The organism is Nonomuraea sp. NPDC001699 (genome assembly GCF_053596455.1).
Genome location: NZ_JBSFGF010000002.1, coordinates 51,204 through 75,997, shown reverse-complemented (window position 1 = coordinate 75,997; position 24,794 = coordinate 51,204). Strand labels below are relative to the sequence as shown.

Genomic DNA, 24,794 nt, shown 5'->3' with positions numbered 1-24,794 from the left:
TCCGGATCAGCATTTTTTTACTAACGGAAAAAGGTGCTGGCCGGCGTTAGATTGGAGGCATGTCCACCATCCTGACCATGGAGTTCGCCGGTACGGTCAGGGCCGACCGCTCGGGCCCCGTCGACCGGCTGCGCGACGCCGGTGCGATGACCGAATGGGTCCGCGAGCACGCGGCCGACCTGGGCGTCCCGCCCGACTTCACCGCCACGGAGGAGCTGCGCGAGCAGACCGTACGGCTGCGCCAGGCCGTCAGGGCACTCCTGGCCAGGGCGATCGCCCCCGACCCGCCGAGCGTCGCGGACGCCGGCCGCCTGCCCGGCTTCGCCGAGTCGCTGGCCCTGGTGAACGCGACCGCCCTGGCCGCCCCCACCGCTCCGCAGCTGTCGTGGACCGGCGAGCCGTCGCTGACCCTGGTCCCGGCCGTGAAGGCGAACCCGTCCACGCGCCTGCGGGGGCGGCTGGCCGTCGCGGCCGTCGAGTTCCTGGCCGGGCCCGACCACACCCTGCTGCGCACCTGCGGAGCTCCGCGCTGCGTGCTCTATTTCGTCAAGGAGCACGCGCGCCAGGAGTGGTGCTCGCCGGCCTGCGGCAACCGCGCGCGGGCGGCCCGCCACTACCGGGAGCACAAGAAATAGTTTCATCTAACGCCACCGAGTCGGTTTTGCCGTTATATTGTTTTCTAACGGCAAGACAGCCGTGCAAGCGTTAGACGAGGAGAGTCGTATGTCATTCCAGACCGGGCACGTCGGGCTCAATGTCACCGACCTCGACAGGTCCAAGGAGTTCTACGGCCGCGTCTTCGGCTTCACCGTCGCGAGCGAGTCCCAGGAGGACGGCCGCCGCTACGCCCTCCTCGCCCAGGACGGCAAGCTCGTGGTGACGCTCTGGCAGCAGAGCGACGGCCGCTTCCCCACCGCCCTGCCCGGCCTGCACCACCTGTCCTTCCAGGTAGAGGACCTCGCCGCGGTGCGCAGGGCCGAGCAGGTCGTGCGGGAGATCGGCGCGACGCTGCACCACGGCGGCGTGGTCCCCCACGGCGAAGGCGCCACCTCCGGCGGCGTGTTCTTCGAGGACCCCGACGGCATCCGGCTGGAGATCTCCGCACCCGGCGCCGCCGGTGACCGCCCCGCCCCCACTGCCGGCGCCCCGACCTGCGGATTCTTCTAAAATGAGACATCCAGGGGAGATCGCCGTCCAGGCGCGGGCCGGGGTGCGGACGCCGGGCGCTTTCGGCAGCTCGCGCACCCGTCCGGAGATCCCCGAGGTGGCCGCCGCGTTCCTGCGGGCCCAGCACCTGCTGGTGGCGGGCGCGGCCGACGACCTCGGCCGGGTGTGGGCCGACGTGCTGACCGGCCCGCCCGGGTTCGCCGACGCCGACGACGACCGCACGATCACCGTCCGGGCCCTGCCCTCGGCGCCCCTGCGGGACCTGTTCACGGCGGAACGCGACATCGGGCTGCTGGCCATCGAGCCGCACACCCGGCGTCGGATGCGCGTGAACGGCACCGCCGTACAGGCAGGGGACGGCCTGGTGATCTGGACGGAGCAGGTGTACTCCAACTGCCCCAAGTACATCCAGACCCGCGAGCCCACCGCCGCGCCGGGCCTCCCCGAGGTCGTCGGCGGCGGGACGGCGTTCGCGCCGCACCACGCCGAGTGGATCGGCGCCGCCGACACGTTCTTCATCGCCACCCGCGCCGAGGGCCTGGGCGCCGACGTCTCGCACCGAGGCGGCAACCCGGGGTTCGTCCGGGTCACCGGGCCGGGATCGCTGGAGTTCCCGGACTACACCGGCAACTCGATGTACATGACGCTCGGCAACCTGGAGCTGGACCCGGCCGCCGGGCTGCTGTTCGTCGACTGGGAACGCGGCCGCACCCTCCACCTGACCGGGCGGGCGGAGGTGGACTGGAGCGCGGAGCAGCGGTCGGTGCGGTTCGAGCTGACCGCGTACACGGAGGTGGACGGCACGGTCGGCGCGGGGTGGACCGCGCCGGGCCTCCACCGCTTCAACCCGCCCGTCACCCGCTGACGGCGGCGGACCTGCCAGGTGAGGGGCCGAAGGTGCGGCGGTAGGCGGAGGGCGAGGTGCGCATGGCCCGCGTGAAGTGGTGCCGGAACGTCGCCGGGCTCTCGAACCCGACCGCCGCCCCGATCTCCTCCACCGGCGCCGCCGTCGACTCCAGCATCGACAGGCTCGCCGCCACCCGCTGCGAGATCACCCACCGCAGCGGGCTGGTCCCGGTGTGCCGCTTGAAATGCCTGATGAACGAGCGTTGCGACATGTGTGCCACCCCGGCCAGGTCCGCCACGCCGATCGGCTCGGCCAGGTGTTCCAGCGCCCATCCCATCGCCCTGGCCACGCCGCCGTCGTCCGTGACGGGCGTGACGGCGGCCTCGATGAACTGGGCCTGACCGCCCTCCCGGTGCGGCGGGACGACCAGGCGGCGGGCGACCGCGTTGGCCACGTTCGGGCCGTGGTCGGTGCGTACCAGGTGGACCAGCAGGTCGAGGCCGGCCGCGCTGCCCGCGCTGGTCAGCACGTCGCCGTCGTCCACGTACAGGACCGAGGGGTTGACGCGGACGGCGGGGTGGCGACGTTGGAGCAGGTCGGCGTAGCGCCAGTGGGTGGTGGCCTCGCGGCCGTCCAGGAGGCCGGCGGCGGCCAGCGCGAACGCGCCGGAGCAGATCGAGACCATCCGGGCGCCCCGGCCGTGGGCCAGGCGCAGCGCCTCGACCAGCTCGCCGGAGACCTCGCCCCGGACGTCGGCGACGCCGGGCACGATCACCGTCCCGGCCCCGGCCAGGACGTCGAGCCCGTGCGCGGCCTGCATGGTGAACCCGCCGACCACGCGCAGCGGCTCGGGCGTCTCGGCGCACACCTTGAGGTCGTACCAGGGCACGTCCAGCTCGGGCCGGGGCAGCCCGAAGAACTCCACGACGCACCCGAGCTCGAACGGCGCCATCCCGTCGAAGGCCAGCACGGCGACCGTGGGCAGACGGGCGGGCGACGGGAGCGGGCGGACGAAGGACGGAAACGGCACATCCGCATATTAACCGCCCATATCCGGTGCCAGCAGGTTAGCGCTCCCCTCCCTGCGGCAGGAGTGATATATGCATATTTCGGGGGTAGAGACCGTTTTCCCCGATCACCGCTACGAGCAGGCGGAGATCACCGAAGCGTTCTCCCGTCTGACGGACTGCGACGAGGAGCTGCTGCGGCACTTCCACGCGGCCACCGGCGTCGTGGGCCGCAACCTCGCGCTCCCGCTGGACGGCTACACCAAGCTCGACTCCTTCGCCCGGGCCAACGCCCTGTTCATCGAGATTGCCCTCGACCTGGGCGAACAGGCCGTGAGGGGCGCCCTCGAAAAGGCCGACGTGCCGCCGGGGAAGGTCGACCACCTGCTGTTCTGCTCGACCACCGGCCTGGCCACCCCCTCCCTGGACGCCCGGCTGGCCCAGCGCCTCGGATTGCGCGGCGACATCAAGCGGGTGCCCGTGTTCGGCCTCGGCTGCGCGGCCGGGGCCTCGGGCCTGTCGCGCCTGTACGACTACCTGCGCGGCTGGCCCGACCAGGCCGCCGTGCTGGTCTGCGTGGAGCTGTGCTCGCTGACCATCCAGCGCGACGACACCTCGATCGCGAACCTGATCGCCAGCGGCCTGTTCGGGGACGGCGCGGCGGCCGTCGTGGGCACCGGACGCGGCAAGGGCCCCGAGGTGGTCGCCACCCGCAGCAGGCTCTACCCCGACACCGAGCACCTGATGGGATGGGAGGTGGGCGACCACGGCTTCCACATCGTGCTCGACGCCGACCTCACCGACTTCGTGGACCAGGTGCTGGCCGACGACATCAGGGGCTTCCTGGCCGACTACGGCCTGACCCCCGACCAGGTGCCGACGTGGATCTGCCACCCCGGCGGCCCCAAGGTCATCGAGAAGATCGTGGACAGCCTCGACCTCGACCCCAAGGCTTTGGACGTGACCTGGCGGTCGCTGCGGACGTACGGGAACCTGTCGTCGGTCTCGGTGTTGCACGTGCTCCAGGAGACGCGCGGCCATCCCGGGCGGCCCGCCGTGCTGATCGCGTTGGGTCCCGGCTTCTCCGCCGAGCTGCTCCTGCTGCACTGGTGATGGCGACCGGGCGACGGCTGCACCGGTGATAACGGCCGGGCGACGGCGGCCTTCCCAGGCCCGGCGCGACCGCTCGCGCTTGCCACCTCATTGATCCCTGTTCGTCACAAATGATCACGCGACGATCGCGGTTTGTACTCGCTTGCGTCTCCGGCCCGGCCGCTGCCACCCGAATCCCCGTCATAGGACGCGGAGGTGGTTGCGATGAGATTTCGTCCCTTAGCCATTCGTCCCTTAGCCATCAGCGTCGGGCTCGCCGCGCTCCTCGGACTCGCCGCGTGCGGCGGCTCCGGCGGATCGTCCGGCAGCGCGGCGCGGGCCCCGCTGTCGGACGCGCAGCGTCGGCCCGCGCCGAGCGCGTCCGCGACCGGCGCCCAGGAAACCGAGCAGGACACGACCAAGGCGCAGATCTCCACCTTCGCCCTGGACGTGGACACCGCCTCGTACGGCTACGCCCGCCGTACGCTCCAGGAAGGACGCTGGCCGGCGCCCGGCGAGATCCGCCCCGAGGAGTGGGTCAACGCCTTCCGGCAGGACTACGCGCAGCCCACCAACGACGGCTTCGCCGTGCACGTGGACGGCGCGCGGCTGCCCGGCCGCGACGAGGCCGTGCTCCGCGTGGGCCTGCAGACCCGCGCGTCCGACGCCGCCGCGCGCCGCCCGGCCAACCTCACGTTCGTGGTCGACGTCTCCGGCTCGATGGCCGAGACCGGCCGCCTCGACCTGGTCAAGTCGTCCCTGCACAAGCTGCTCGACCAGCTCGCGCCCGGCGACCAGGTGTCGCTGGTGGCCTTCAGCGACGAGGCGGAGGTGCTGGCCTCCATGACGCCGCTCACCGCCCGGAGCCAGCTCCACGCGGCGGTGGACGAGCTGGACACCGCCGGCGGCACGAACCTGCAGAGCGGCGTCCTGACCGGGTACCGGGAGGCGTCCCAGGCGTTCCGGCCCGCCGCCACGAACCGGGTCATCCTGCTCTCCGACGGCCTGGCCAACCAGGGCGAGACCGAGTGGCGGACCATCGTGGAGCAGGTCAAGGAGTACGCGGGCAAGCAGGTCACGCTGCTCACCGTCGGCGTCGGCCGCGACTACGGCGACGAGCTGATGGAGCAGCTCGCCGACAACGGCGACGGCATGGCCGTCTACGTGGACTCCGAACAGGAGGCCGACAAGGTCTTCACCACCCAGCTCCCGGCCAACATCGAGGTACGCGCGCGCGACGCCAAGGCGCAGGTCGTCTTCAACCCCTCGGTCGTGGAGACCTACCAGCTCATCGGGTACGAGAACCGCGCGTTGTCGGCCGAGGAGTTCCGTGACGACAGCCGCGACGGCGGCGAGATCGGCCCCGGCCACTCGGTCACCGCCCTGTACGCCCTCCGCCTCAAGCCGGGCGCCCGGGGCCAGCTCGCCCAGGCGACGGTGCGCTGGCAGGACCCCGACACCCGCGAGGCCGCCGAGGCCGGCAAGTCGCTGCGCGCCGACGACCTGAACGACTCCGTCTGGACCAAGACGCCGGTCAGGCTGCAGGTGGACGTGGTGGTCGCCGCCTTCGCGGTCTACCTGCGGGACAGGAAGGCGTTCGGCCTGGACCTGCCGACCCTGCGCGAGCACGCCGGGCGCCTGGCACAGGCGTCGGAGGACCCGATGGTCACCGAGCTGGTCACGCTGATCGACAAGGCCGGCTCGGTCGGCTGACCACCCGGCGGGATCAGGCGGGGTCGGGGGCCAGCCGGGAGGACACGAAGCCCTGGTGGGGCGAGCGCGAGACGGGCAGCGCGCCCGCGTAGAGCTCCCCCACCATCGGCCTGGGCTCCGGATGGCAGAACACCGACGAGCCCGTGCGCAGGATCGCCGGGCTGTTCATCACCAGCGGCAGCCAGGCCAGCAGGAAGGGCAGCGCGTTCGCGGCCTGCTCGGGGGTGAGCTCCTGGCCGCCGACGACCGGCAGCACCGCCGCCACGCACCGCTCGCGGAACGACGCGTCCTTGGCGGCCAGCCGTTCCAGCTCCCGCCGGGACCGCCGGTAGGCGCGGTTGCCGGTCAGCTCGCCGCAGTCGAAGACGGTGGCGTTGGCCGCGCCCATGCCTTCGAGCACCCGGATCACCCGGTTGCGCGTGTTGTTGGCCGCCGACCGCGCCTTGATCAGCGCCGCCCCGGACGGCACCCCGCGCGCGACCAGCGTGCCGGCCAGCTCGACGCCCGGCACGAGCACGTGGACGCCGGTGAACGTGCGGGTCGCCCACTCCAGCAGGCTGCGGATGGCCCGAAGGGTGAAGAACCCGTCGAACGCGCTGACCTCGACGACGGCATGCTCACGAGCGGCGAGGATCTTCGCGCACCGCGCGGTCAACGGGACGGCCTGCACGCTGGACATGGCACGGAGAGTAGCAAGATTTGACTGTGCGTATGCCTGGTACGCGCATGTGTTTCGCCGGTCCCGAAGTCCTATACACTTGTGATCGCAGCAAGGGGCTATGGCGCAGTTGGTAGCGCGCCTCCATGGCATGGAGGAGGTCTGGGGTTCGAATCCCCATAGCTCCACCCCTCATCCGCCCGGGCGTTCGTCCCGGGTCATTCTTCCGCCCGCAGCTCGTAGTCCATCGTGTAGGAATGCGAGCCGTCCGGGGCGATGGTGATGGTCATCCCTCCCCTGAGGCCGGTCAGTTCGCCGGTGCCCGAGTCGGGGACGACCGTGACGGTGAGCGACTGCTCCCCACGGTCGCTCATCGCCTGGTGCGCCACGACGAAACTGCCCTTCCGGCCCTCCAGGGTGCCCTCGACGCGTTCGAGCGCCACGTACGCGCGCGAGTCCTCGACCGGGGTCGAGGTCACCATCAGGTGGACGACGCTCGTCCCGGTCAGGTCGCCGTGGAAGGTCTTGGTCATGCTGACGAGGCCGAGCGTGACGCCGTCGCGGTCGTCGAAGGACGGCTTGGCGTCCCAGCCGGCGGTGTCGAAGGTTCCCTTTGCGGTCATGGGGCCATCGTGCCGGTCATACCTGTCAGGTTGCGTCAGGTACCGGCCAGGCGTTCGACGACGGGCGCGAAAGCGTCGATGAACTGGGCGTTCACCGTGACGTACGAAACGCCGAGGCGGTCCCTGCGCCGCCGGAGGGTCTCGGCCATCTCGTCGGGGGTGCCGGTGAGCAGGCCGGTGGCGTCGGGGCCGAGCGGGCCGAAGCGGCCGGCCAGCCAGGCGGGCGGCTCGCTGCCCGCGGCCACCAGGTTCATGCCGAGCTCCAGGTCGTGGAAGCGGTCGCCGGCCAGCTCGTACAGCTCGTCCAGCTTGGCCGCGACCTGGTCCTCGGTGTGCTGCGGCGGCACGCCGAGCGCCACCGTGTCGGCCTTGCGCGCGGCCAGCCCGAGCACGCGGGCGCCGGTCGCGGCGACCAGGATCGGCACGTCCTTGACCGCGTCGATCGTCGCGGCCAGGCGTTCCACGCGCTCGGCCGGGGTGCCGAACGGCACGCCGAGCGCCGCCGCGTCCTGCTCGGCGCCGGGACGGCCGGCGCCGAGCCCCAGCTCGAAGCGTCCGCCGGTGAGGGTGTGCAGGGTGGCGGTCTCCCAGGCGACGGTCTCGGGCGTCCGGTACGGGGCGCTGACCACGTACGTGCCGACGCGCAACGTCGTGGTGACGGCGGCGGCCGTGGCCGCGGCGGCGAACGGCGACAGCGTCCCGAGCGTGTCGGGCACGAGCAGGGTGGCGAAGCCCAGGCTCTCGACCCTGCGGGCCAGCCCGGTCCATGCCTCGGCGTTGGGCGCGTAACCGGCGACGGCGCCGAATCTGAACGGGTGATCGGTCATGCGCTCCACGATGCCGCGCCGGGCCGGCGGGCACATCGTCCGCCGGACCGGTGGCCCGCTACGACGGCGGGTGCATGCCCGGCGCGGGCCGCTACTCCCCCAGCAGTAGCCGGACGAAGTCGTTGGCGAACTTGCCCGCCGGGTCCAGCCGCCGGACCAGCTCGCGGAAGTCGTCGGGGCAGGCGGGGCGGCGGGTGGACAGCTTGCCCCAGTGCGGCAGCGGCTCGAAGGGGGCGAGCGTCCGCTCGACCAGGTCGAGCGCCGGGAGCACGGTGGCGACGTCCCTGACCCAGGTGAAGTGCACGCCCACGCTGTCGCGGTCGCGGAAGGGGCTGAGCCACAGGTCGTCGGCGGCGATCGTGCGCACCTCCGAGACCCGCAGGGCCGGCCGGACGCGGTCGCCGACGGCGTACAGCTCGCGCAGCGCCTCGACCGCGTGCGCCCGGGGCAGCAGGAACTCCGACTGGAGCTCGTCGCCGGCGCCGCTCGGCGGGGCGTCGGGGCGGAAGTGCGGCAGCCGCTCGTGCCAGGGGCCCGGCACGCCGAGCTGCGTGGTGCAGGCGTCGGCGGGCATGCCGGCCAGCGGGTGGCGGGGCCCGGGAGCGGGACGGGTGCCGTACCAGGAGTCGTCGGTGAACTCCTCGCGGCGCTTCAGCCAGACCCGGGTGTCGCGCCAGTCGGTGAACAGGCTGACGCTGTAGCCGTTGGCCATGATGTCGTCGAATCCGTCGAGGGCGTCGGGCGTCAGGCCCTCGCGGACGTACTGGCGCAGCTCGAAGGCCGGTACGAGGTCGAGCGTCAGCGTGCTGACGACGCCGAGCGCACCCAGCGCGACGACCGCCCCGGCGAAGTCGTCGTCCCCGCGTGACAGCGACAGCAGCGAGCCGTCGGCGGTGACCAGCTCCAGCCCGGACACGGCGGCGGCCAGGCAGCGGTTGGCGTCGCCGGAGCCGTGCGTGGCGGTGGCGACCGAGCCGCCGACCGAGATGTGCGGGAGCGAGGCCAGGTTCTCCAGCGCGAACCCGGCCGCGTGCAGCGCCTGGGCCAGCCGCGCGTACGTGGTGCCGGCCGCGACCCGGACCTTGCGCGCCGCGCTGTCGATCTCGATCGTCGCGGGCATGCGGTCGAGCACGACGAGGTCGCCGGTGGTGTCGGCGACGTCGTTGAAGGAATGACCGCTGCCCAGCGCCCGCACCCGGTCGCCGGCGGCCACCAGGCCGCGCAGCTCGTCGAGGCCGGCGGGACGGTGGACGGCTCGCGCCCGGAAGGCGGTGTTGCCCGCCCAGTTGGTCAACATCACGGCTTCACCCTATTCATCCGAATTCGCTTGCCGATGTTCCCGCCCGTGACTACGTTCGGCCCCGTGCTGTATCTGTCCGAGGCCATGGGCCTGGCCACCCTCGTGCTGTGGCTCTACTGCCTCTTCGACGTGATCACCACGCCGGACGCGGTCTGCAGGAACCTGCCCAAGATCGTATGGGTGCTCGTGGTCCTGCTGTTCCCGCTGGTCGGCTCGGTCGTCTGGCTCGTGGCGGGCCGCCCGGAACGTGCCCCGCAGGCGGCCGCGCGCCCGAGCGCCTTCCCCGAGTACGACCGCCCGGGGCGCTTCGCCGCCACCAACCCCGACGACGACGAGGAGTTCCTGCGCCGCTGCCGCGAACGCGCCGAGGAGCAGCGCAGGAACGCCCCGAAGAAGCCGCCGGAGGACTAGGAACGGACTAGAAGCCCTGGGCCAGGCGGTAGTACGCCTGGTTCCAGCGCATCTCCTTGACGAACTGCGCCGTCGTGGTGTCCTTGTCGATCACCAGCAGCTCGACGCCGAGCATGTCGGCCAGGTCGGTCAGCTCCTCGCGTCCGACGGCGGTGGACAGCACGGTGTGGTGCGGCGCGCCGGCGGTCAGCCACGACTCGGTGGAGGTGCGCAGGTTCGGCCGCGGCGACCAGACGGCGCGGGCCACGGGCAGCCTGGGCAGCGGCTCCGGCGGCGCGACGATGTCGATCTCGTTGGCCACCAGGCGGAACCGGTCGCCCATGTCGGCCAGGCCGACGACGACGCCGGGGCCGGGCGCGGCGTCGAACACCAGCCGCACCGGGTCCTCCCGCCCGCCGATGCCCAGCGGATGGATCTCGCACGACGGCGTCCCGGCGGCGATGGACGGGCAGACCTCCAGCATGTGCGCGCCGAGGATGAGCTCGTTGCCGGGCGTCAGGTCGTAGGTGTAGTCCTCCATGAACGACGTCCCGCCGGGCGTCATCGACTTGAGGGTGCGCAGCAGGACCGAGGTCTTCCAGTCGCCCTCGCCGCCGAAGCCGTAGCCGTCGGCCATCAGGCGCTGCACGGCCAGGCCGGGGAGCTGACGCAGGCCGCCGAGGTCCTCGAAGTTGGTGGTGAAGGCCCGGAAGCCGCCGCGCTCCAGGAAGCCGCGCAGGCCGAGCTCGATCCTGGCGGCGTACCGCAGGGACTCGTTGCGTTCGCCGAGCAGCTCGGGGGCCACCCGGTACAGCTCGGCGTACTCCTTGACCAGCGCGGACACGTCGGCGTCGGAGGCCGCGTCCACGGCCTCGACCAGGTCGTTGACGCCGTAGGTGTTGACCGAGACGCCGAACCGGAGCTGCGCCTCGACCTTGTCGCCCTCGGTCACGGCCACGTCGCGCATGTTGTCGCCGAAACGGGCCAGCTTGAGCGCCCGCACCTCGGCCACGCCCCTGGCCGCGCGCGCCCACGCCTCGATGCGCGCGCCGACCGCCGGGTCGCTGACGTGCCCGGCGACGGTCTTGCGCGGCACTCCGAGCCGGGTCTGCACGAACCCGAACTCGCGGTCGCCGTGCGCGGCCTGGTTGAGGTTCATGAAGTCCATGTCGATCGAGCTCCACGGCAGCTCGACGTTGGCCTGCGTGTGCAGGTGCAGCAGCGGCTTGCGCAGCGCGTCGAGGCCGGCGATCCACATCTTGGCCGGGGAGAAGGTGTGCATCCAGGCGATGACGCCGGCGCACTCGTCGTCCGCGTTGGCCTCCAGCATGACGCGCCTGATCGCTGTGGCGTCGGTCAGCACGGGCTTCCACTGCACGGGCACGGGAAGCTGCTCGGCGATGCGCCGCGACTGCTCGGCCACCTGGCGCAGCGTGTCCTCGCCGTACAGTCCCTGGCTGCCGGTCAGAAACCAGATGTTCAACGCGGGCTCCTCTGTCCGTAGACGTTCTGATAGCGGTCGTACAGGCGGTCGACGTGGGCCGGGCCGATGGGCAGCGGCGTGCCGAGCTGCCTGGACACGTGGACGGTGCGGGCGACGTCCTCGCACATCACGGCGGCCTTGACGGCGGCCTTGGGGTCCTTGCCGATGGTGAAGACGCCGTGGTTCTGCATGAGGACGGCCGGCGAGCGGTGGCCCGCGAGCGTCTCGACGATGCCCTGGCCGATGGAGTCGTCCCCGATCAGCGCGAACGGGCCGACCGGGATCTCGCCGCCGAATTCGTCGGCCATCGCCGTCAGCACGCACGGGATGGGCTCGCCGCGCGCGGCCCACGCCGAGGCGTAGGTCGAGTGGGTGTGCACGACGCCGCCGACCTCGGGCATGTTGCGGTAGACGTAGGCGTGCGCGGCGGTGTCGCTGGAGGGTGCCTGGGCGCCCTCGACGAGGTTGCCGTCGAGGTCGCACACGACCATGTTCTCGGGGGTCAGCTCGTCGTAGGAGACCCCGGACGGCTTGATGACGAACAGGTCCTCCCCCGGGATGCGGCCCGAGACGTTCCCCGCCGTCCAGACGACCAGGCCGTACCGGACCAGCTCCGCATGAAGCCTGGCGATGGTGGTTCTCACTGGGCGGCCTCGTTCCTGATCGTGCGGAGTGTGTGGAGCATGCGTCCGTCCCCGAAGTGGTCGTGCAGTTCGCGGTACTGGGCGTACAGGCGGTCGTAGGCGTCGGCGCGGGCCTCGTCGGGCACGTACGCCGCCCGCGTGCGCTTGCCCATGGCCGCTGCGGCCTCCTCGATGCCCGGGTAGGCCCCGGCGGCGACGGCGGCGTGGATCGCCGAGCCGAGCGCCGGGCCCTGGTCGGAGCCGATGACCGACAGCGGGCGGCGCAGCACGTCGGCGTAGACCTGCATGAGGAAGCGGTTCTTCAGCAGCCCGCCGGCGACCACGAACTCCTCGACGGGCACGCCCGACTTCTCGAACGTCTCGACGATCATGCGGGCGCCGTACGCGGTGGACTCGATGAGCGCGCGGTAGACGTCCTCGGGCCTGGTGGCGAGGGTCTGGCCGACGATCACGCCGGACAGGTCGTGGTCGACCAGCACCGAGCGGTTGCCGCCGAACCAGTCGAGCGCGACCAGCCCGTGCGCGCCGACGGCCTGGCGCTCGGCCAGCTCGGTCAGGCGCTCGTGGCCGACGGTGCCGAAGGAGTCGACGTACCAGGCGAAGATGTCGCCGACGGCGGACTGGCCGGCCTCGTAGCCCCACAGGCCGGGCACGATGCCGTCCCGGACGACGCCGCACATGCCGGGCACCTCGGCCAGCCGGTCGCTGGGCATGATGTGGCAGGTGGAGGTGCCCATGATGGCCACCATCTGGCCGGGGCGCACGGCGTCCGCGGCGGCGGCGGTGACGTGGGCGTCCACGTTGCCGACGGCCACGGCGATGCCCTCGGGCAGGCCGGTCCACGCGGCCGCCCGCGCGGTCAGGACGCCGGCGAGGCCGCCGAGGGGGGCCAGGGTGGTGCCGTTGACGTCGTCGCCGACCACGCCGGTGGCCAGTTTGCCGGCGAAGCCGGAGAAGCCGGGGTTCAGGGCGGCGAGGAAGTCCTCGGAGGGGTAGCTCCCGTCCTGGAAGACGCCCTTGTAGCCGGCCGTGCAGATGTTGCGGCTCTCGACGCCGGAGAGCTGCCAGATGATCCAGTCGGCCGCCTCGATCCAGCGCTCGGCCCTGGCGTACACCTCGGGGGCCTCCTCCAGGACCTGGAGGGCCTTGGCGAACTCCCACTCGGAGGAGATCTTGCCGCCGTAGCGCGGCAGCCAGCTCTCGCCCCGGGTCGCGGCCAGCTCGTTGATCCGGTCGGCGTGCGGCTGGGCGGCGTGGTGCTTCCACAACTTCGGCCAGGCGTGCGGCTGCTCGGGCGTCTCGAAGCACAGGGGCGTGCCGTCGGCCGTGGTCGGCAGCACGGTGCAGGCGGTGAAGTCGGTGCCGACACCGATCACGTCCTCGGCGGCGACCCCGGCGGCGGCCAGGGCCTCGGGCACGGCCACGCGCAGCACGTCCAGCCAGTCCCGCGGCGACTGCAGCGCCCAGTCGGGACCGAGGCGCACGCCGGTACCGGGCAGCGTGTGCTCGATGACGCGCTCGGCGTACTCGTGGACGGCGCTGCCCAGCTCGGCGCCGTCAGCCACGCGGACGACGACCGCGCGCCCCGACAACGTGCCGAAGTCCACTCCGACCACGAACTTGTTAGCGTTCACATTGCACTCCAGGAAGTTGTCTGTTCGCCTGCCGGCTACCACGCCGGAGCGGCGGCCGGCGCGGTGCTGGACCTGACGACGAAGCTGGGACGCACCACCATGCGCTCGTACGCCGCCGGCCCGGCGTCGATCTGCCGCAGCAGCACCTCGATGCAGTGGCGGCCCACCACGTCGAAGTCCTGCCGGACCGTGGTGAGCGGCGGCGAGAAGAACTCGGACTCGGGGATGTCGTCGAAGCCCACGACACTGATCCGGCCGGGGACGGGCACCCCGGCCTCGCTGAGCGCGCGCAGCACGCCCAGCGCCATCTGGTCGTTGGCGGCGAACACCGCGGTGACCCCGTCCATCCGGGCCAGCCTCTTGCCGGCCTCGTACCCGGCGCGCGGGCTCCAGTCGCCGGCCAGCGGCTCGGGCACCGGGCGGCCGGCCTGCTCCAGCGCCGAACGCCAGCCCTCGACCCGGCCCTCGGTCTCCAGCCAGTCGGCCGGCCCGGTGACGTGCCAGACCGTCTCGTGGCCGAGGTCGAGCAGGTGCCGGGTGGCCAGCCTGGCGCCCTCGACCTGGTCGATGCAGACCGCGGAGACGTCGGCGCCGTGCGCGCCCTCGACGACGACCGCGGGCACCCCGGCGGGCAGGCTGTCCAGGGCGGAGGCGGCCGAGCGCTGCGGCGCGACCACCACCACCCCGTCCACGCTCTGCTCGGCCAGGTAGTCGAGCGCGTCGCGGACGCCGGCCGCGTCGATCGACTTCAGGCTGACGATGCTGACGAAATACCCCGCGGTCCTGGCCGCCTGCTCGATGCCGAAGACCATGCTGGCCGGGCCGTACAGGGTGGTGTCGAAGCTCACCACCCCGAGGGTGCGCGACCGCTTGGTGACCAGCGCGCGGGCGACCAGGTTGCGCCGGTAGCCCAGGCGGGTGATCGCCTCCTCCACCCGGGCGCGGGTGTCGGCCCGGACGTTCGGGTGGCCGTTGAGCACCCGCGAGACCGTCTGGTGCGACACGCCGGCCTCCTTGGCCACGTCGGCCATGACCGGCGGACGCGGCCTGGGGCTCGGTAGCACGGGTTCTCCTTTCGCGGGGCTGCCTGGACCTGCGGCGGTCAGCGGGAGGCGCCCGCCCGGCGCTTGGTCCACACGTCGAACGCGACGGCGGCCAGCAGGACGGCGCCCTTGACGAGCATCACGCGCTCACTGGGCGAGCCGATGAGCGACATGCCGTTGTTGATGACAGCCATGATCAGACCGCCGGTGATCGCGCCGACGACCTTGCCGACACCGCCCTGGACGGCCGCGCCGCCGATGAAGGCCGCCGCGATGGCGTCCAGCTCGAAGCTGTTACCGGCGGTCGGGCCCGCCTGGTTGAGCCGGCCGGCGAAGATGATGCCGGCGATGGAGGCCAGCACGCCCATGTTGACGAAGATCCAGAAGACCACCGACTTGACCTTGACGCCGGACATGACCGCCGCCTGGAGGTTGCCGCCGATGGCGTAGATCTGCCGGCCGAAGACCGTGCGGTTGGCCATCAGCGAGTACGCCAGCACCAGCACGGCCAGCAGCACCAGCACCCACGGCAGGTTCTTGAAGCGGGCGAGCTGCACCACCAGGAACAGGATCAGCGCGGCGCCGGCCGCCATCTTCAGCACGAACATGGCCATCGGCTCGACCGACTGGCCGTAGCCCCTGCGGGCGTTGCGGGTGCGCCACTGCGCGGCGACCATGCCGCCGATCGCGACCAGGCCGATGAGCAGGCTGAACAGGTCGGCGCCGCCCAGCGGGCCGAGGCCCACGTTGCCGAGGTAGCCGTCGGTGAAGCCGTTGGCCAGCGTGCGGACCTGGTCGGGGAACGGGCCGATGCCCTGGTTGCCCAGGACGGTCATGGTCAGCGCGCGGAACAGCAGCATGCCGGCCAGCGTGACGATGAAGGCCGGGATGCCGAAGTAGGCGATCCAGTACCCCTGCCAGGCCCCGATGAGTGCGCCGGCGGCGACCGTGATCAGCAGGGCCAGCGGCCACGGCAGGCCCATGTTCACCATGAGCACGGCGGCCAGCGCTCCGGTGACCGCCACCACCGAGCCGACCGACAGGTCGATGTGCCCGGCGATGATGACCAGGATCATCCCGATCGCGAGGATCAGGACGTAGGAGTTCTGGACGATGATGTTGGAGATGTTCTGCGGCTGGAGCAACGCGCCGTCGGTGAGCACCGAGAACAGCACGATGATCAGCGCGAAGGCGATGTAGATGCCGCTCGAACGCAGGTTCAGCGACAGGCCGCCCAGCGACACCCGGCCGGGCCGCCGCGGCGCTCCCCCGTCGCTTCCCGCGCCGACCTGCACGTCGGCGGGCGTGATGCTGCTCATCGGGGCTACTCCTGTCCCTTGGTCATGAGATGCATGAGGCTTTCCTGGGTGGCCTCCCGGCGGGGGACCTCGCCGGTGACGCGACCTTCGGAGAGCGTGTAGATGCGGTCGCACAGGCCGAGCAGCTCAGGCAACTCACTGGAGATCACCAGCACGGCCTTGCCCTGGTCGGCGAGGCGGTTGATGATCGTGTAGATCTCGTACTTGGCGCCGACGTCGATGCCGCGGGTGGGCTCGTCGAGGATGAGCACGTCGGGCTGCGTCAGGATCCACTTGGACAGCACGACCTTCTGCTGGTTGCCGCCGCTCAGCTTGCCGACGACGCTGTTGACGCTGGGCGCCTTGATGTTCATGCTCCGGTGGAACTCCTCGGCGACCTTGTACTCCTCGTTCTCGTTCACCCAGCCGCGCCGGGCCAGGCCCTTGAGCCCGGCCGCGCTGATGTTGCGCTTGATGTCCTCGATGAGGTTCAGGCCGTACCGCTTGCGGTCCTCGGTGGCGTAGGCCAGGCCGTGGTGGATCGCGTCCTGCACGTTGCGGATCTCGATCGGCTTGCCGTCCTTGAAGACCTTGCCGGAGATGTGCACGCCGTACGTGCGGCCGAACAGGCTCATCGCCAGCTCGGTGCGCCCGGCGCCCATCAGGCCGGCCAGGCCGACGATCTCGCCCCTGCGCAGGGTGAGGGAGGCGCCGTCCACGACCTTCCTGCCGGGCTGGCTGGGGCTGTGGACCGTCCAGTCCTCGATCCGCAGGACCTCCTCGCCGATCGTCGACTCGTGCGGCGGGAAGCGGTTGTCCAGCGCGCGGCCGACCATGCCGGAGATGATCCGGTCCTCGGTGACGTGGTCGGTGGCCATGTCCAGGGTCTCGATCGTGCGGCCGTCACGGATGATCGTGACGGAGTCGGCGATCGCGGTCACCTCGTTGAGCTTGTGGGAGATGATCACGCAGGTGATGCCCTCGTCCCGCAGCCCGCGCAGCAGGTCGAGCAGGTGGGCCGAGTCGTCGTCGTTGAGCGCGGCGGTCGGCTCGTCGAGGATGAGCAGCCGCACCTCCTTCGACAGCGCCTTGGCGATCTCGACGAGCTGCTGCTTGCCGACGCCGAGGTCGGAGACCGTCGTGGTCGGGTTCTCGTTCAGGCCGACGCGGCGCATCAGCTCGGCGGCCTCGTAGTTGGTGCGGTTCCAGTCGATGAAGCCGCGCCTGGCGCGCTCGTTGCCGAGGAAGATGTTCTCGGCGATCGACAGCTGCGGGCTGAGCGCCAGCTCCTGGTGGATGATGACGATCCCGGCGTGCTCGCTGTCGCGAATGCCGGCGAACTCGCAGCGCGCGCCCTCGAAGGTGATCTCGCCGTCGTAGTCGCCGTGCGGGTAGACCCCGGACAGCACCTTCATCAGCGTCGACTTGCCGGCGCCGTTCTCGCCGCAGATGGCGTGGATCTCGCCGCGCCGGACGGCCAGGTTGACGTCCTGCAGCGCCTTGACACCGGGGAACGTCTTGGTGATCCCGCTCATCCGCAAGATGTGCTCGGTCATATGCCCCTCGCTCAGGTGTGGGAAGTGCCCCCGGGGGACCGCCGTCCCCCGGGGCGGGCCCTTACTTGAGCTGGTCCTCGGTGTAGTAGTTGCCGCCGACGATGATCTCCTTGTAGTTGCTCTTGTCCACGATCACCGGGTCGAGCAGGTAGGAGGGGACGACCTTGTTGCCGTTGTCGTAGTCCTTGTCGTTGTTCACCTCGGGCTTGCCGCCCTTGAGAACCGCGTCGGCCATCTTCACCGTCTGCTCGGCGAGCTTGCGGGTGTCCTTGAAGATGGTGGAGTACTGCTCACCGGCGATGATCGACTTGACCGAGGCGAGCTCGGCGTCCTGGCCGGTCACGACGGGGTAGGGCTGGCCGCTGGTGCCGTAGCCGGAGCTCTTGAGCGCCGACAGGATGCCGATGGACAGGCCGTCGTACGGGGACAGCACGCCGTCCACCTTGGTGCCGCCGGTGTAGGTCTTGGTGAGGATGTCCTCCATGCGCTTCTGGGCCGTGGCCGGGTCCCAGCGCAGGATGGCGGCGGTCTTGAAGTCCTTCTGGCCGCTCTTGATCACCAGGGTGCCGTCGTCGATCTTCGGCTGGAGCACCGACAGGGCGCCGTTCCAGAAGAAGGTGGCGTTGTTGTCGTCGGGCGAGCCGCCGAACAGCTCGACGTTGAAGGGGCCCTTCTTGCCGTCGTCCACGCCGAGGCCCTTGAGCAGCGAGGTCGCCTGCTGCACGCCCACCTTGAAATTGTCGAAGGTGGCGTAGTAGTCGACGTTCGGGCTGTTGCGGATCAGGCGGTCGTAGGAGATGACCGGGATCTTGGCGTCGGCGGCCTGCTGGAGCTGCGAGGTGATCGCGGTGCCGTCGATCGAGGCGATGATCAGGAGCTTGGCGCCCTTGGTGATCTGGTTCTCGATCTGGTTGGCCTGCGTCGGGATGTCGTTCTCGGCGTACTGGAGGTCGACCTTGTAGCCCAGCTGTTCGAGCTGCTGCTTGACGTTGTCGCCGTCGTGGATCCACCGCTCGGACGACTTGGTGGGCATCGTGACGCCGATCAGGGCGCCCGCGCCGCCGGCGGCGGCCGACGTGGAGGCGTCGGCGTCGACCGTCTTCTGGCTGGAGCCGCAGGCCGTCATGGTCGCGGCGAGCGCGATGGCGGACACCACGCCCCCGATACGTCCCAACCTCATGTGGCACTCCTTGCAATGGGGGTTGCGGCAGCGGATGTGAGCGTTAACTGCCGATCGAGCACAGGATTCAGTCACAGAACATGCCGAATCAGAACAAAGTTCGTGCGCTTCGTTCCCGCTGATTGTTATCGCTAACAAAGACTCTGTCAACGGTTGGACCTAACCTCACGGAAACCTTTAGGTAACGTTCGCGGCAGCCTCCTCGCAGGTCAGCGCCTTGAGCGCGCACTGAAGAGCCGTTGCAGGACGATGAAGACGAAGAGCAGCAGACCGATGAAGATCTTGGTCCACCAGGAGCTGAGCGTGCCCTCGAAGCTGATGATCGTCTGGATCAGGCCGAGCACCAGCACGCCGAGCACCGTGCCGAGCAGGAAGCCGCTGCCGCCCGTGAGCAGCGTGCCGCCGATCACCACGGCGGCGATGGCGTCCAGCTCCATGCCCACGGCGTGCAGGCCGTAGCCGGAGAGCATGTAGAACGACAGCAGCACGCCGCCGAGCGCCGAGCACAGGCCGCTCACCGTGTAGACCGTGATCTTCGTCCGTCCCACCGGCAGGCCCATGAGCAGCGCCGACTGCTCGTTGCCGCCCGTCGCGTACACGGCCCGGCCGAGCCGGGTGTAGTGCAGCACGTACGCCGCCACCAGCACCACCGCCACCGCGACGAGCACGCTCGGCGAGATCCACAGACCGGCGACCAGGTCGATCCTGGTCTGCGCGAACGCCGTGAACGTCGGGTCCTCGATCGGGATGGATTCCGTGCCGATCGTGTAGCACAGCCCCCGGGCCAGGAACATCCCGGCCAGCGTCACGATGAACGGCTGGATGTCGAAGGCGTGCACGATGTACCCCATCACCAGCCCGAGCCCGGCCCCGACGGCCAGCACCAGCGGCACCACCACGTACGGCGGCCACCCCGGCCCCGACATCAGCGACGCCGAGATCATCGTGGACAGCGCCACCACCGACCCCACCGACAGGTCGATGCCCCCGGTCAGGATCACGAACGTCGTCCCCACCGCCACCACCAGCAGGAACGCGTTGTCGATGAAGACGTTGAGCACCACCTGCCCGCCGGCGAACCCCTCGTACCGCACGCCGCCCACGACGAACATCGCCACGAACAGGCAGGCCGTCACGAGAACGGGCAGATACCGGGCCGGCAACGCGACCCGGCCCACGGTCATGGTCGTCACAGGGTCACCCGCACTTTCTCCTCGGGGGCCGAGCCGGCCGGCGCGCTCCGGACGCGCCGGCGCAACGCCTTCGCGCGGAACGACGGCGACTGCACGAGGCAGACCGCCGTCACAACCAGCGCCTTGAACAGCAGGGTCGTCTCGGGCGGCACGCCGATGGAGTAGATCGTCGTGGTCAGCGTCTGGATGATGAGCGCGCCGAGCACGGTCCCGCCCAGCGAGAAGCGGCCGCCCGACAACGAGGTGCCGCCGATCACCACGGCCAGGATGGCGTCCAGCTCGATCCACAGGCCGGCGTTGTTGCCGTCGGCGCTGGAGACGTTCGAGCTGATCATGAGTCCGGCGATGCCCGCGCACAGGGCGGCGAAGGCGTAGACCATGATGATGATCCCCCGCGACCTGATGCCCGCGAGCCTGCTGGCCTCGCCGTTCCCGCCGACCGACTCGATCAGCAGGCCCAGCGCCAGCCGCCGGGTCAGGAACGCGGTGACCGCCAGCACCGCCAGCACCAGCAGCACCCCGAACGGCACCGCCAGCAGATACCCGCCGCCGATCAGCTTGTACGCCGGGCTGTTGACCGTGATGATCTGCCCGTCGGTGATGAGCTGGGCCAGGCCGCGCCCGGCCACCATGAGGATCAGCGTGGCGATGATCGGCTGGATGCCCGCCTGCGCGACCAGGAACCCGTTCCATGCGCCGAGCACCAGGCACAGCCCGAGCGCCGGCGCCACGGCGGCGAGCACGCCGGCGTCCTCGCTGATCCGCAGGCAGGCCAGCGCGCCCGAGATCGCCACCACCGAGCCCACCGACAGGTCGATGCCGCCGGTCGCGATGACCAGCGTCATGCCGAGCGAGACCAGGATCAGCGGCGCGCCGAAGCGCAGGATGTCGATCAGGCTGCCGTACAGGTGGCCGTCCCTGACCTGGACGGAGAAGAAGCTGGGGGTGAAGAACACGTTCAGGGCCAGCAGCAGCGCGAGCACCACCACCGGCCACAGCAGCCGCCGCATCAGGCCCGCCCTCCGCTCGCGATCGTCTCCATCAGCACGTCCGTGGTCAGGGCGTCGTCGTTGGGCAGCTCGGCCACCAGCCGCCGGTCGCGCAGCACCCCGACCTTGTGGCTGAGCCGCAGCACCTCCTCCAGTTCGGCGGAGATGAACAGCACCGCCATGCCGCCGTCCGACAGCTCGGCGACCAGGCGCTGGATCTCGGTCTTGGCCCCGACGTCGATGCCCCGGGTGGGCTCGTCGAGGATGAGCAGCCGGGGCTCCAGGATGAGCCAGCGCGCCAGCAGCACCTTCTGCTGGTTGCCGCCACTCAGGTTCCGGACCAGGTGCTCGGGGTTGGGCGGGCTGATCCGCAGGGCCTTGACGTACCGGCCGACCAGGTCGTCCTGCTGCTCGCGGGGCACGGGCCTGGTCCAGCCCCGGGTGGCCTGGAGCGCCAGGATGATGTTCTCGCGCACGGTGAGGTCGGGGATCAGACCGTCCTCCTTGCGGTTCTCCGAGCAGAAGGCGATCTTGTGGTTCATCGCCGCGCGCGGGGTGCGCAGCGCGACGGGCGCGCCGCCGACGGCCAGCTCGCCGCCGCCGGCGTGGTCGGCCCCGAACAGCAGCCGCGCGACCTCGGTACGCCCCGAGCCGAGCAGCCCGGCCAGGCCCACGACCTCGCCCTCGTGGATGGTGAGCGAGAACGGCTCGACGGCCCCGGCCCGGCCCAGTCCGCGCGCCTCGACCAGCGGGCGGTCGAAGACCTTGGCCTCGCCGTGCAGGCGTTCGAGGGCGGCCAGCTCCTGTCCGATCATCTTGCCGACCAGCTCGATCTGGGGCAGCTCGCGGGTCAGGTACTCGCCGACGAGCCGTCCGTTGCGCAGGATCGTCATACGGTCCGAAATTTCGTGGATCTGGTCGAGAAAGTGGGAGACGAAGAGGATGGCGATGCCTTCCTCCTTGAGCCGCCGCATCACCCGGAAGAGCTGCCGCACCTCGTCGGCGTCCAGGCTGGAGGTGGGCTCGTCCAGGATCAGCACCCGTGCCTCGATGTCGACCGCCCGCGCGATCGCCACCATCTGCTGCACCGCCGGCGAGTACGCCGACAGCGGCGCCGAGACGTCGATGCTCAGGTCCAGCCTGGTCAGCAGCTCGCCGGCCCTGGCCCGTACGCGTTTCCAGTCGATGCGCCCGAACCTGCGCGGCTCGCGGCCGATGAAGATGTTCTCGGCCACCGACAGGTTCGGGCAGAGGTTGACCTCCTGGTAGACCGTACTGATGCCGCCCTGCTGCGCCTCGGCCGGGCCGGCGAAGGCGATGGGCCGGCCGCCCAGCTCGATCGTGCCCGAGTCGGCGGGATGCACGCCGGTGAGCACCTTGATCAGGGTGGACTTGCCCGCGCCGTTCTCGCCCATGAGCGCGTGCACCTCGCCGGGCAGCAGCCGCAGGTCCACGCCGTCCAGGGCCTTGACCCCGGGAAACTGTTTGCCGATCCCGTTCATCGTCAGGACCGGCCCGGGTGCGGCCATGCGCCTCCCCTTCCGCCTGAAGGGGCCGGGCTCCGGGCCCGGCCCCGTGCGATCAGTACTGACGGCTGGACAGGACCTGCTTGGCCTGCTCCTGCGTGAACGTGGTCTCCTCGGTCACCACGCGGGCCGGCACCTGCTCGCCCTTGACGACCTTCTTGGCCAGGTCCATGAGCTGCGGGCCGAGCAGCGGCGAGCACTCGACGATGTAGTTGATCTTCCCGTCGGCCAGGGCCTGCATGCCGTCCTTGACGGCGTCGACGGTGATGATCTTGATGTCCTTGCCGGGCACCTTGCCGGCGCCCTCGATGGCCTCGATCGCGCCCAGGCCCATGTCGTCGTTGTGGGCGTACAGCACGTCGATGTCCGGGGTGGACTTCAGGAAGGCCTCCATGACCTCCTTGCCCTTGGCCCTGGTGAAGTCGCCGGTCTGCGAGGCGACGACCTTGAACTTCGGGTCCGCGCCGATGACCTGGGCGAACCCGGCCTTGCGGTCGTTGGCGGGGGCCGAGCCGGTGGTGCCCTGGAGCTCGACGATGTTCACCGGGTCCTTGACGTCCTTGTACTCCTCCACCAGCCACTGCCCGGCCTTCTTGCCCTCCTCGACGAAGTCCGAGCCGAGGAAGGTCTTGTAGAGGGAGGTGTCCTTGGAGTCGACGGCGCGGTCGGTCAGGATGACCGGGATCTTCGCGTCCTTGGCCTCCTTGAGCACCGTGTCCCAGCCGGACTCCACCACCGGCGAGAAGGCGATCACGTCCACCTTCTGCTGGATGTAGGAGCGGATGGCCTTGATCTGGTTCTCCTGCTTCTGCTGGGCATCGGAGAACTTGAGCGTCACGCCCGCGGTCTTGGCCGAGTCCTGGACGGACTTGGTGTTCGCGGTGCGCCAGCCGCTCTCCGCGCCGACCTGGGCGAAGCCCATGGTGATCGAGCCGCCGCCGCCGCTGCCGCCGCTGCCTCCGCCGCAGCTCGCCACCGACATCGCGGTGAGCCCGGCGAGCAGCAGCGCCGAGATCCTCTTTAACACGTGGGGGGTTCCCTTCTCATGTGAGCGCTAACAGCCGAGGTCGGCCGCCTGCGCCTTCCTGTCTCGGGGGCCTGCGCGGTCCCGTCGGGCCGCGCCCGTCTCGCGGGCCGGCGACCGCGGGGCGCCACCTCGCCTCCTCGGCCGCGACCGGGAGGAGACGGTCCCGGACCGACCCCGCGACCGCTCATTTCCGCGCTTGGCCATGACTGTGAACGTTAACAAGCACCCCCGTCAAGGGTCCCCTTCATTACGGTCACGTCACGCCGGACACCCCTTGACTCCAGGGGCATCCGGTCCCTAACGTGGCGCCGATTGCCTCTGTTAGCGCTCACTTCCCCTGATAGCGCTAACAGCCTCTTGTCCGAGGAGCGCCCATATGCAGCGATCCGTCCCGGTGCCGGGAAGCCCACGGCCTCCCGGCCCGCCCGCCGCCGTACGCCTCAGACCGGCACGACGCGATGGTGGGTGGTGATCCGGCCGTCGTCGTCCAGGACGTGGAAGACGAGCCCCGGCGGCAGCGCGTAGTCGGCGCAGCCGGCCAGCGTTGTGGCGCCCTCCCACGGCAGCCTCAGCGTGGACACCACGCCCGGGGCCACGAGCAGCGGACGTCCGGCGAACGTGGTGGCCGCCGCCGTGTGGGCGTGGCCGACCAGCACGGCGGTCACGCCCGGATGCCCGGCCAGCAGGTCCGCGAGGCGTTCCGGACGCTCCAGCATGATCGTGTCGACCGCCGAGTGCAGCGTGACGGGCGGGTGGTGGAAGGCCACGAGCACCGGCAGGTCGCGTTCACCGGCGAGCACGCCGTCGAGCCAGGCCAGCGTCTCGTCGTCCAGGTCGCCCGCGTCCTGGCCGGGGATGGAGGAGTCGCACACCACGTAGACGGCCCCGTCCGTGCGGTGGACCCGGTTGACCGGCCCGGACGCGGCCGGCTCGCCGAGCAGCACCCGGCGGAACTCCTCCCGGACGTCGTGGTTGCCGGGGCACACCAGGACCGGGTGGCGCGAGGTCAGCAGCTTGCGCGCCTGCTCGTACTCCTCGGCCAGCCCGTGGTCGGCGATGTCGCCGCTGACGAGCACCGCGTCGAGGTCGTACGGGAGGGCGTCCAGGTAACGCATGACGGCGTCGGCGCGCTCGACGGACCGGTCCGAGCCGCCGATGTGGATGTCGCCGAGATGGGCGATCACGAGCATGACGAGAAGTCCTTTCGGGATACGTCCTCGACGCTAGCCGCCTGCCGAAGCGGTCGTAAGATCCAGTTCCGTGCTGAAACGCGAGACCAGTGGCTCGGCGCGTCCGGAGTCGTGACCTGGGCGTTCGGGGATCGCAGCGTCCCGGGCGCGGAAAACCCCGATAAATGCGGGCTTCTCGGGTAGTTGACGGGCTCTCACGACCTCGATGGAGGAGTCCGATGAGCTGGAGCTACCGCAAGACGATCAAGCTGGGCCCGGTCCGGCTGAACCTGTCCCGCGGCGGCGTTGGACACAGCTGGGGCAACCGGCTGTTCAGGGTGACGCGTACCGCCGACGGCCGCCGTACGCTGTCGGTCAATCTGCCCGGCGGCTTCCACTGGCGCAAGACGCTCAGCGGGCGCTGATCC

At 70.8% G+C, this 24,794-nt stretch carries 24 protein-coding genes and 1 tRNA gene; 8 read left to right on the top strand and 17 right to left on the bottom strand.

Annotated features, from left to right (window positions below; translation table 11 throughout):
• Positions 1-59: 59 nt before the first annotated feature.
• The 3 genes from ACWCSU_RS05825 to ACWCSU_RS05815 all read left to right on the top strand — a co-directional run bounded on the left by ACWCSU_RS05825 (position 60) and on the right by ACWCSU_RS05815 (position 2,032).
• The gene (locus tag ACWCSU_RS05825) at positions 60-635 is read left to right on the top strand and encodes a CGNR zinc finger domain-containing protein (protein WP_357698775.1); all 576 of its coding nucleotides are present in this window, start codon (positions 60-62) and stop codon (positions 633-635) included.
• 88 nt (positions 636-723) lie between these two features.
• Positions 724-1,167 carry a VOC family protein gene (locus tag ACWCSU_RS05820; protein WP_357698778.1) on the top strand — a complete coding sequence of 148 codons (444 nt, stop codon included), beginning with the start codon at positions 724-726 and terminating at the stop codon, positions 1,165-1,167.
• 1 nt (position 1,168) lies between these two features.
• Positions 1,169-2,032: a pyridoxamine 5'-phosphate oxidase family protein gene (locus tag ACWCSU_RS05815; RefSeq protein WP_449933827.1), complete on the top strand. Its 864-nt coding sequence runs from the start codon at positions 1,169-1,171 to the stop codon at positions 2,030-2,032.
• Here ACWCSU_RS05815 and ACWCSU_RS05810 read toward each other — a convergent pair.
• A complete protein-coding gene (locus ACWCSU_RS05810) occupies positions 2,022-2,999 on the bottom strand; it encodes a helix-turn-helix domain-containing protein (RefSeq protein WP_449934759.1) in 978 nt (325 codons plus the stop codon). The two genes, ACWCSU_RS05815 and ACWCSU_RS05810, sit on opposite strands and share 11 nt — an antisense overlap.
• 115 nt (positions 3,000-3,114) lie before the next feature.
• Between ACWCSU_RS05810 and ACWCSU_RS05805 the strand changes: the two genes are divergently transcribed.
• Positions 3,115-4,134, top strand: coding sequence for a type III polyketide synthase (locus tag ACWCSU_RS05805; protein WP_449933825.1), 1,020 nt, complete (start codon positions 3,115-3,117; stop codon positions 4,132-4,134).
• A gap of 204 nt (positions 4,135-4,338) precedes the next feature.
• On the top strand, positions 4,339-5,826 hold the full coding sequence (locus tag ACWCSU_RS05800) for a YfbK domain-containing protein (RefSeq protein ID WP_449933823.1): 1,488 nt from the start codon (positions 4,339-4,341) through the stop codon (positions 5,824-5,826).
• A 13-nt stretch (positions 5,827-5,839) separates the two neighbouring features.
• Here the strand turns inward: ACWCSU_RS05800 and ACWCSU_RS05795 are convergent, their stop codons facing one another.
• Positions 5,840-6,505, bottom strand: a complete 666-nt coding sequence (locus ACWCSU_RS05795; protein ID WP_357698790.1) for a tRNA-dependent cyclodipeptide synthase — start codon at positions 6,503-6,505, stop codon at positions 5,840-5,842.
• Between the two features lie 94 nt (positions 6,506-6,599).
• Between ACWCSU_RS05795 and ACWCSU_RS05790 the strand changes: the two genes are divergently transcribed.
• Positions 6,600-6,672, top strand: a tRNA-Ala gene (locus ACWCSU_RS05790).
• Positions 6,673-6,702: 30 nt separating this feature from the next.
• On the opposite strand, the gene ACWCSU_RS05785 is transcribed toward ACWCSU_RS05790, so the two are convergent.
• The 3 genes from ACWCSU_RS05785 to ACWCSU_RS05775 all read right to left on the bottom strand — a co-directional run bounded on the left by ACWCSU_RS05785 (position 6,703) and on the right by ACWCSU_RS05775 (position 9,231).
• The gene (locus ACWCSU_RS05785) at positions 6,703-7,107 is read right to left on the bottom strand and encodes a DUF3224 domain-containing protein (RefSeq protein WP_357698792.1); all 405 of its coding nucleotides are present in this window, start codon (positions 7,105-7,107) and stop codon (positions 6,703-6,705) included.
• A 35-nt stretch (positions 7,108-7,142) separates the two neighbouring features.
• Positions 7,143-7,934 (bottom strand): LLM class flavin-dependent oxidoreductase, encoded by a 792-nt coding sequence (locus tag ACWCSU_RS05780; protein WP_357698795.1) that lies wholly within the window; start codon positions 7,932-7,934, stop codon positions 7,143-7,145.
• Between the two features lie 91 nt (positions 7,935-8,025).
• Positions 8,026-9,231 (bottom strand): FAD-binding protein, encoded by a 1,206-nt coding sequence (locus ACWCSU_RS05775; RefSeq protein WP_357698945.1) that lies wholly within the window; start codon positions 9,229-9,231, stop codon positions 8,026-8,028.
• A gap of 66 nt (positions 9,232-9,297) precedes the next feature.
• On the opposite strand from ACWCSU_RS05775, the gene ACWCSU_RS05770 reads away from it, so the two are divergent.
• A complete protein-coding gene (locus tag ACWCSU_RS05770; RefSeq protein WP_449933820.1) occupies positions 9,298-9,645 on the top strand; it encodes a PLDc N-terminal domain-containing protein in 348 nt (115 codons plus the stop codon).
• A 7-nt stretch (positions 9,646-9,652) separates the two neighbouring features.
• Here ACWCSU_RS05770 and araA read toward each other — a convergent pair whose 3' ends face one another.
• The 12 genes from araA to ACWCSU_RS05710 form a co-directional block, all read right to left on the bottom strand.
• Positions 9,653-11,107, bottom strand: coding sequence for an L-arabinose isomerase (araA, locus tag ACWCSU_RS05765; RefSeq protein ID WP_449933818.1), 1,455 nt, complete (start codon positions 11,105-11,107; stop codon positions 9,653-9,655).
• A complete protein-coding gene (locus ACWCSU_RS05760) occupies positions 11,104-11,751 on the bottom strand; it encodes an L-ribulose-5-phosphate 4-epimerase (RefSeq protein ID WP_449933816.1) in 648 nt (215 codons plus the stop codon). Before ACWCSU_RS05760 ends, araA begins: the two co-directional genes overlap by 4 nt.
• Complete coding sequence (araB, locus tag ACWCSU_RS05755) at positions 11,748-13,367, bottom strand: ribulokinase (protein ID WP_449934758.1); 1,620 nt, start codon at positions 13,365-13,367, stop codon at positions 11,748-11,750. The genes ACWCSU_RS05760 and araB overlap by 4 nt, the downstream gene beginning before the upstream one ends.
• Positions 13,368-13,420: 53 nt before the next feature.
• The gene (locus ACWCSU_RS05750) at positions 13,421-14,416 is read right to left on the bottom strand and encodes a LacI family DNA-binding transcriptional regulator (protein ID WP_357698949.1); all 996 of its coding nucleotides are present in this window, start codon (positions 14,414-14,416) and stop codon (positions 13,421-13,423) included.
• Positions 14,417-14,487: 71 nt separating this feature from the next.
• Positions 14,488-15,747 (bottom strand): multiple monosaccharide ABC transporter permease, encoded by a 1,260-nt coding sequence (mmsB, locus tag ACWCSU_RS05745; protein WP_449933814.1) that lies wholly within the window; start codon positions 15,745-15,747, stop codon positions 14,488-14,490.
• Between the two features lie 5 nt (positions 15,748-15,752).
• On the bottom strand, positions 15,753-17,282 hold the full coding sequence (gene mmsA / locus ACWCSU_RS05740; RefSeq protein ID WP_364090927.1) for a multiple monosaccharide ABC transporter ATP-binding protein: 1,530 nt from the start codon (positions 17,280-17,282) through the stop codon (positions 15,753-15,755).
• A gap of 61 nt (positions 17,283-17,343) precedes the next feature.
• On the bottom strand, positions 17,344-18,462 hold the full coding sequence (chvE, locus tag ACWCSU_RS05735; RefSeq protein WP_357698812.1) for a multiple monosaccharide ABC transporter substrate-binding protein: 1,119 nt from the start codon (positions 18,460-18,462) through the stop codon (positions 17,344-17,346).
• 209 nt (positions 18,463-18,671) lie between these two features.
• Entirely contained in the window at positions 18,672-19,646 is a 975-nt protein-coding gene (gene yjfF / locus ACWCSU_RS05730) for a galactofuranose ABC transporter, permease protein YjfF (protein WP_449934757.1), read from the bottom strand.
• A 5-nt stretch (positions 19,647-19,651) separates the two neighbouring features.
• A complete protein-coding gene (locus ACWCSU_RS05725) occupies positions 19,652-20,665 on the bottom strand; it encodes an ABC transporter permease (RefSeq protein ID WP_357698814.1) in 1,014 nt (337 codons plus the stop codon).
• Positions 20,665-22,173, bottom strand: coding sequence for a sugar ABC transporter ATP-binding protein (locus ACWCSU_RS05720; protein WP_449933811.1), 1,509 nt, complete (start codon positions 22,171-22,173; stop codon positions 20,665-20,667). Before ACWCSU_RS05720 ends, ACWCSU_RS05725 begins: the two co-directional genes overlap by 1 nt.
• A 52-nt stretch (positions 22,174-22,225) precedes the next feature.
• A complete protein-coding gene (locus ACWCSU_RS05715) occupies positions 22,226-23,197 on the bottom strand; it encodes an ABC transporter substrate-binding protein (RefSeq protein ID WP_357698822.1) in 972 nt (323 codons plus the stop codon).
• Between the two features lie 440 nt (positions 23,198-23,637).
• Positions 23,638-24,387, bottom strand: a complete 750-nt coding sequence (locus ACWCSU_RS05710) for a metallophosphoesterase (protein ID WP_449933808.1) — start codon at positions 24,385-24,387, stop codon at positions 23,638-23,640.
• Positions 24,388-24,605: 218 nt separating this feature from the next.
• On the opposite strand from ACWCSU_RS05710, the gene ACWCSU_RS05705 reads away from it, so the two are divergent.
• Positions 24,606-24,791, top strand: coding sequence for a DUF4236 domain-containing protein (locus tag ACWCSU_RS05705; protein ID WP_352326433.1), 186 nt, complete (start codon positions 24,606-24,608; stop codon positions 24,789-24,791).
• Positions 24,792-24,794 lie beyond the last annotated feature (3 nt).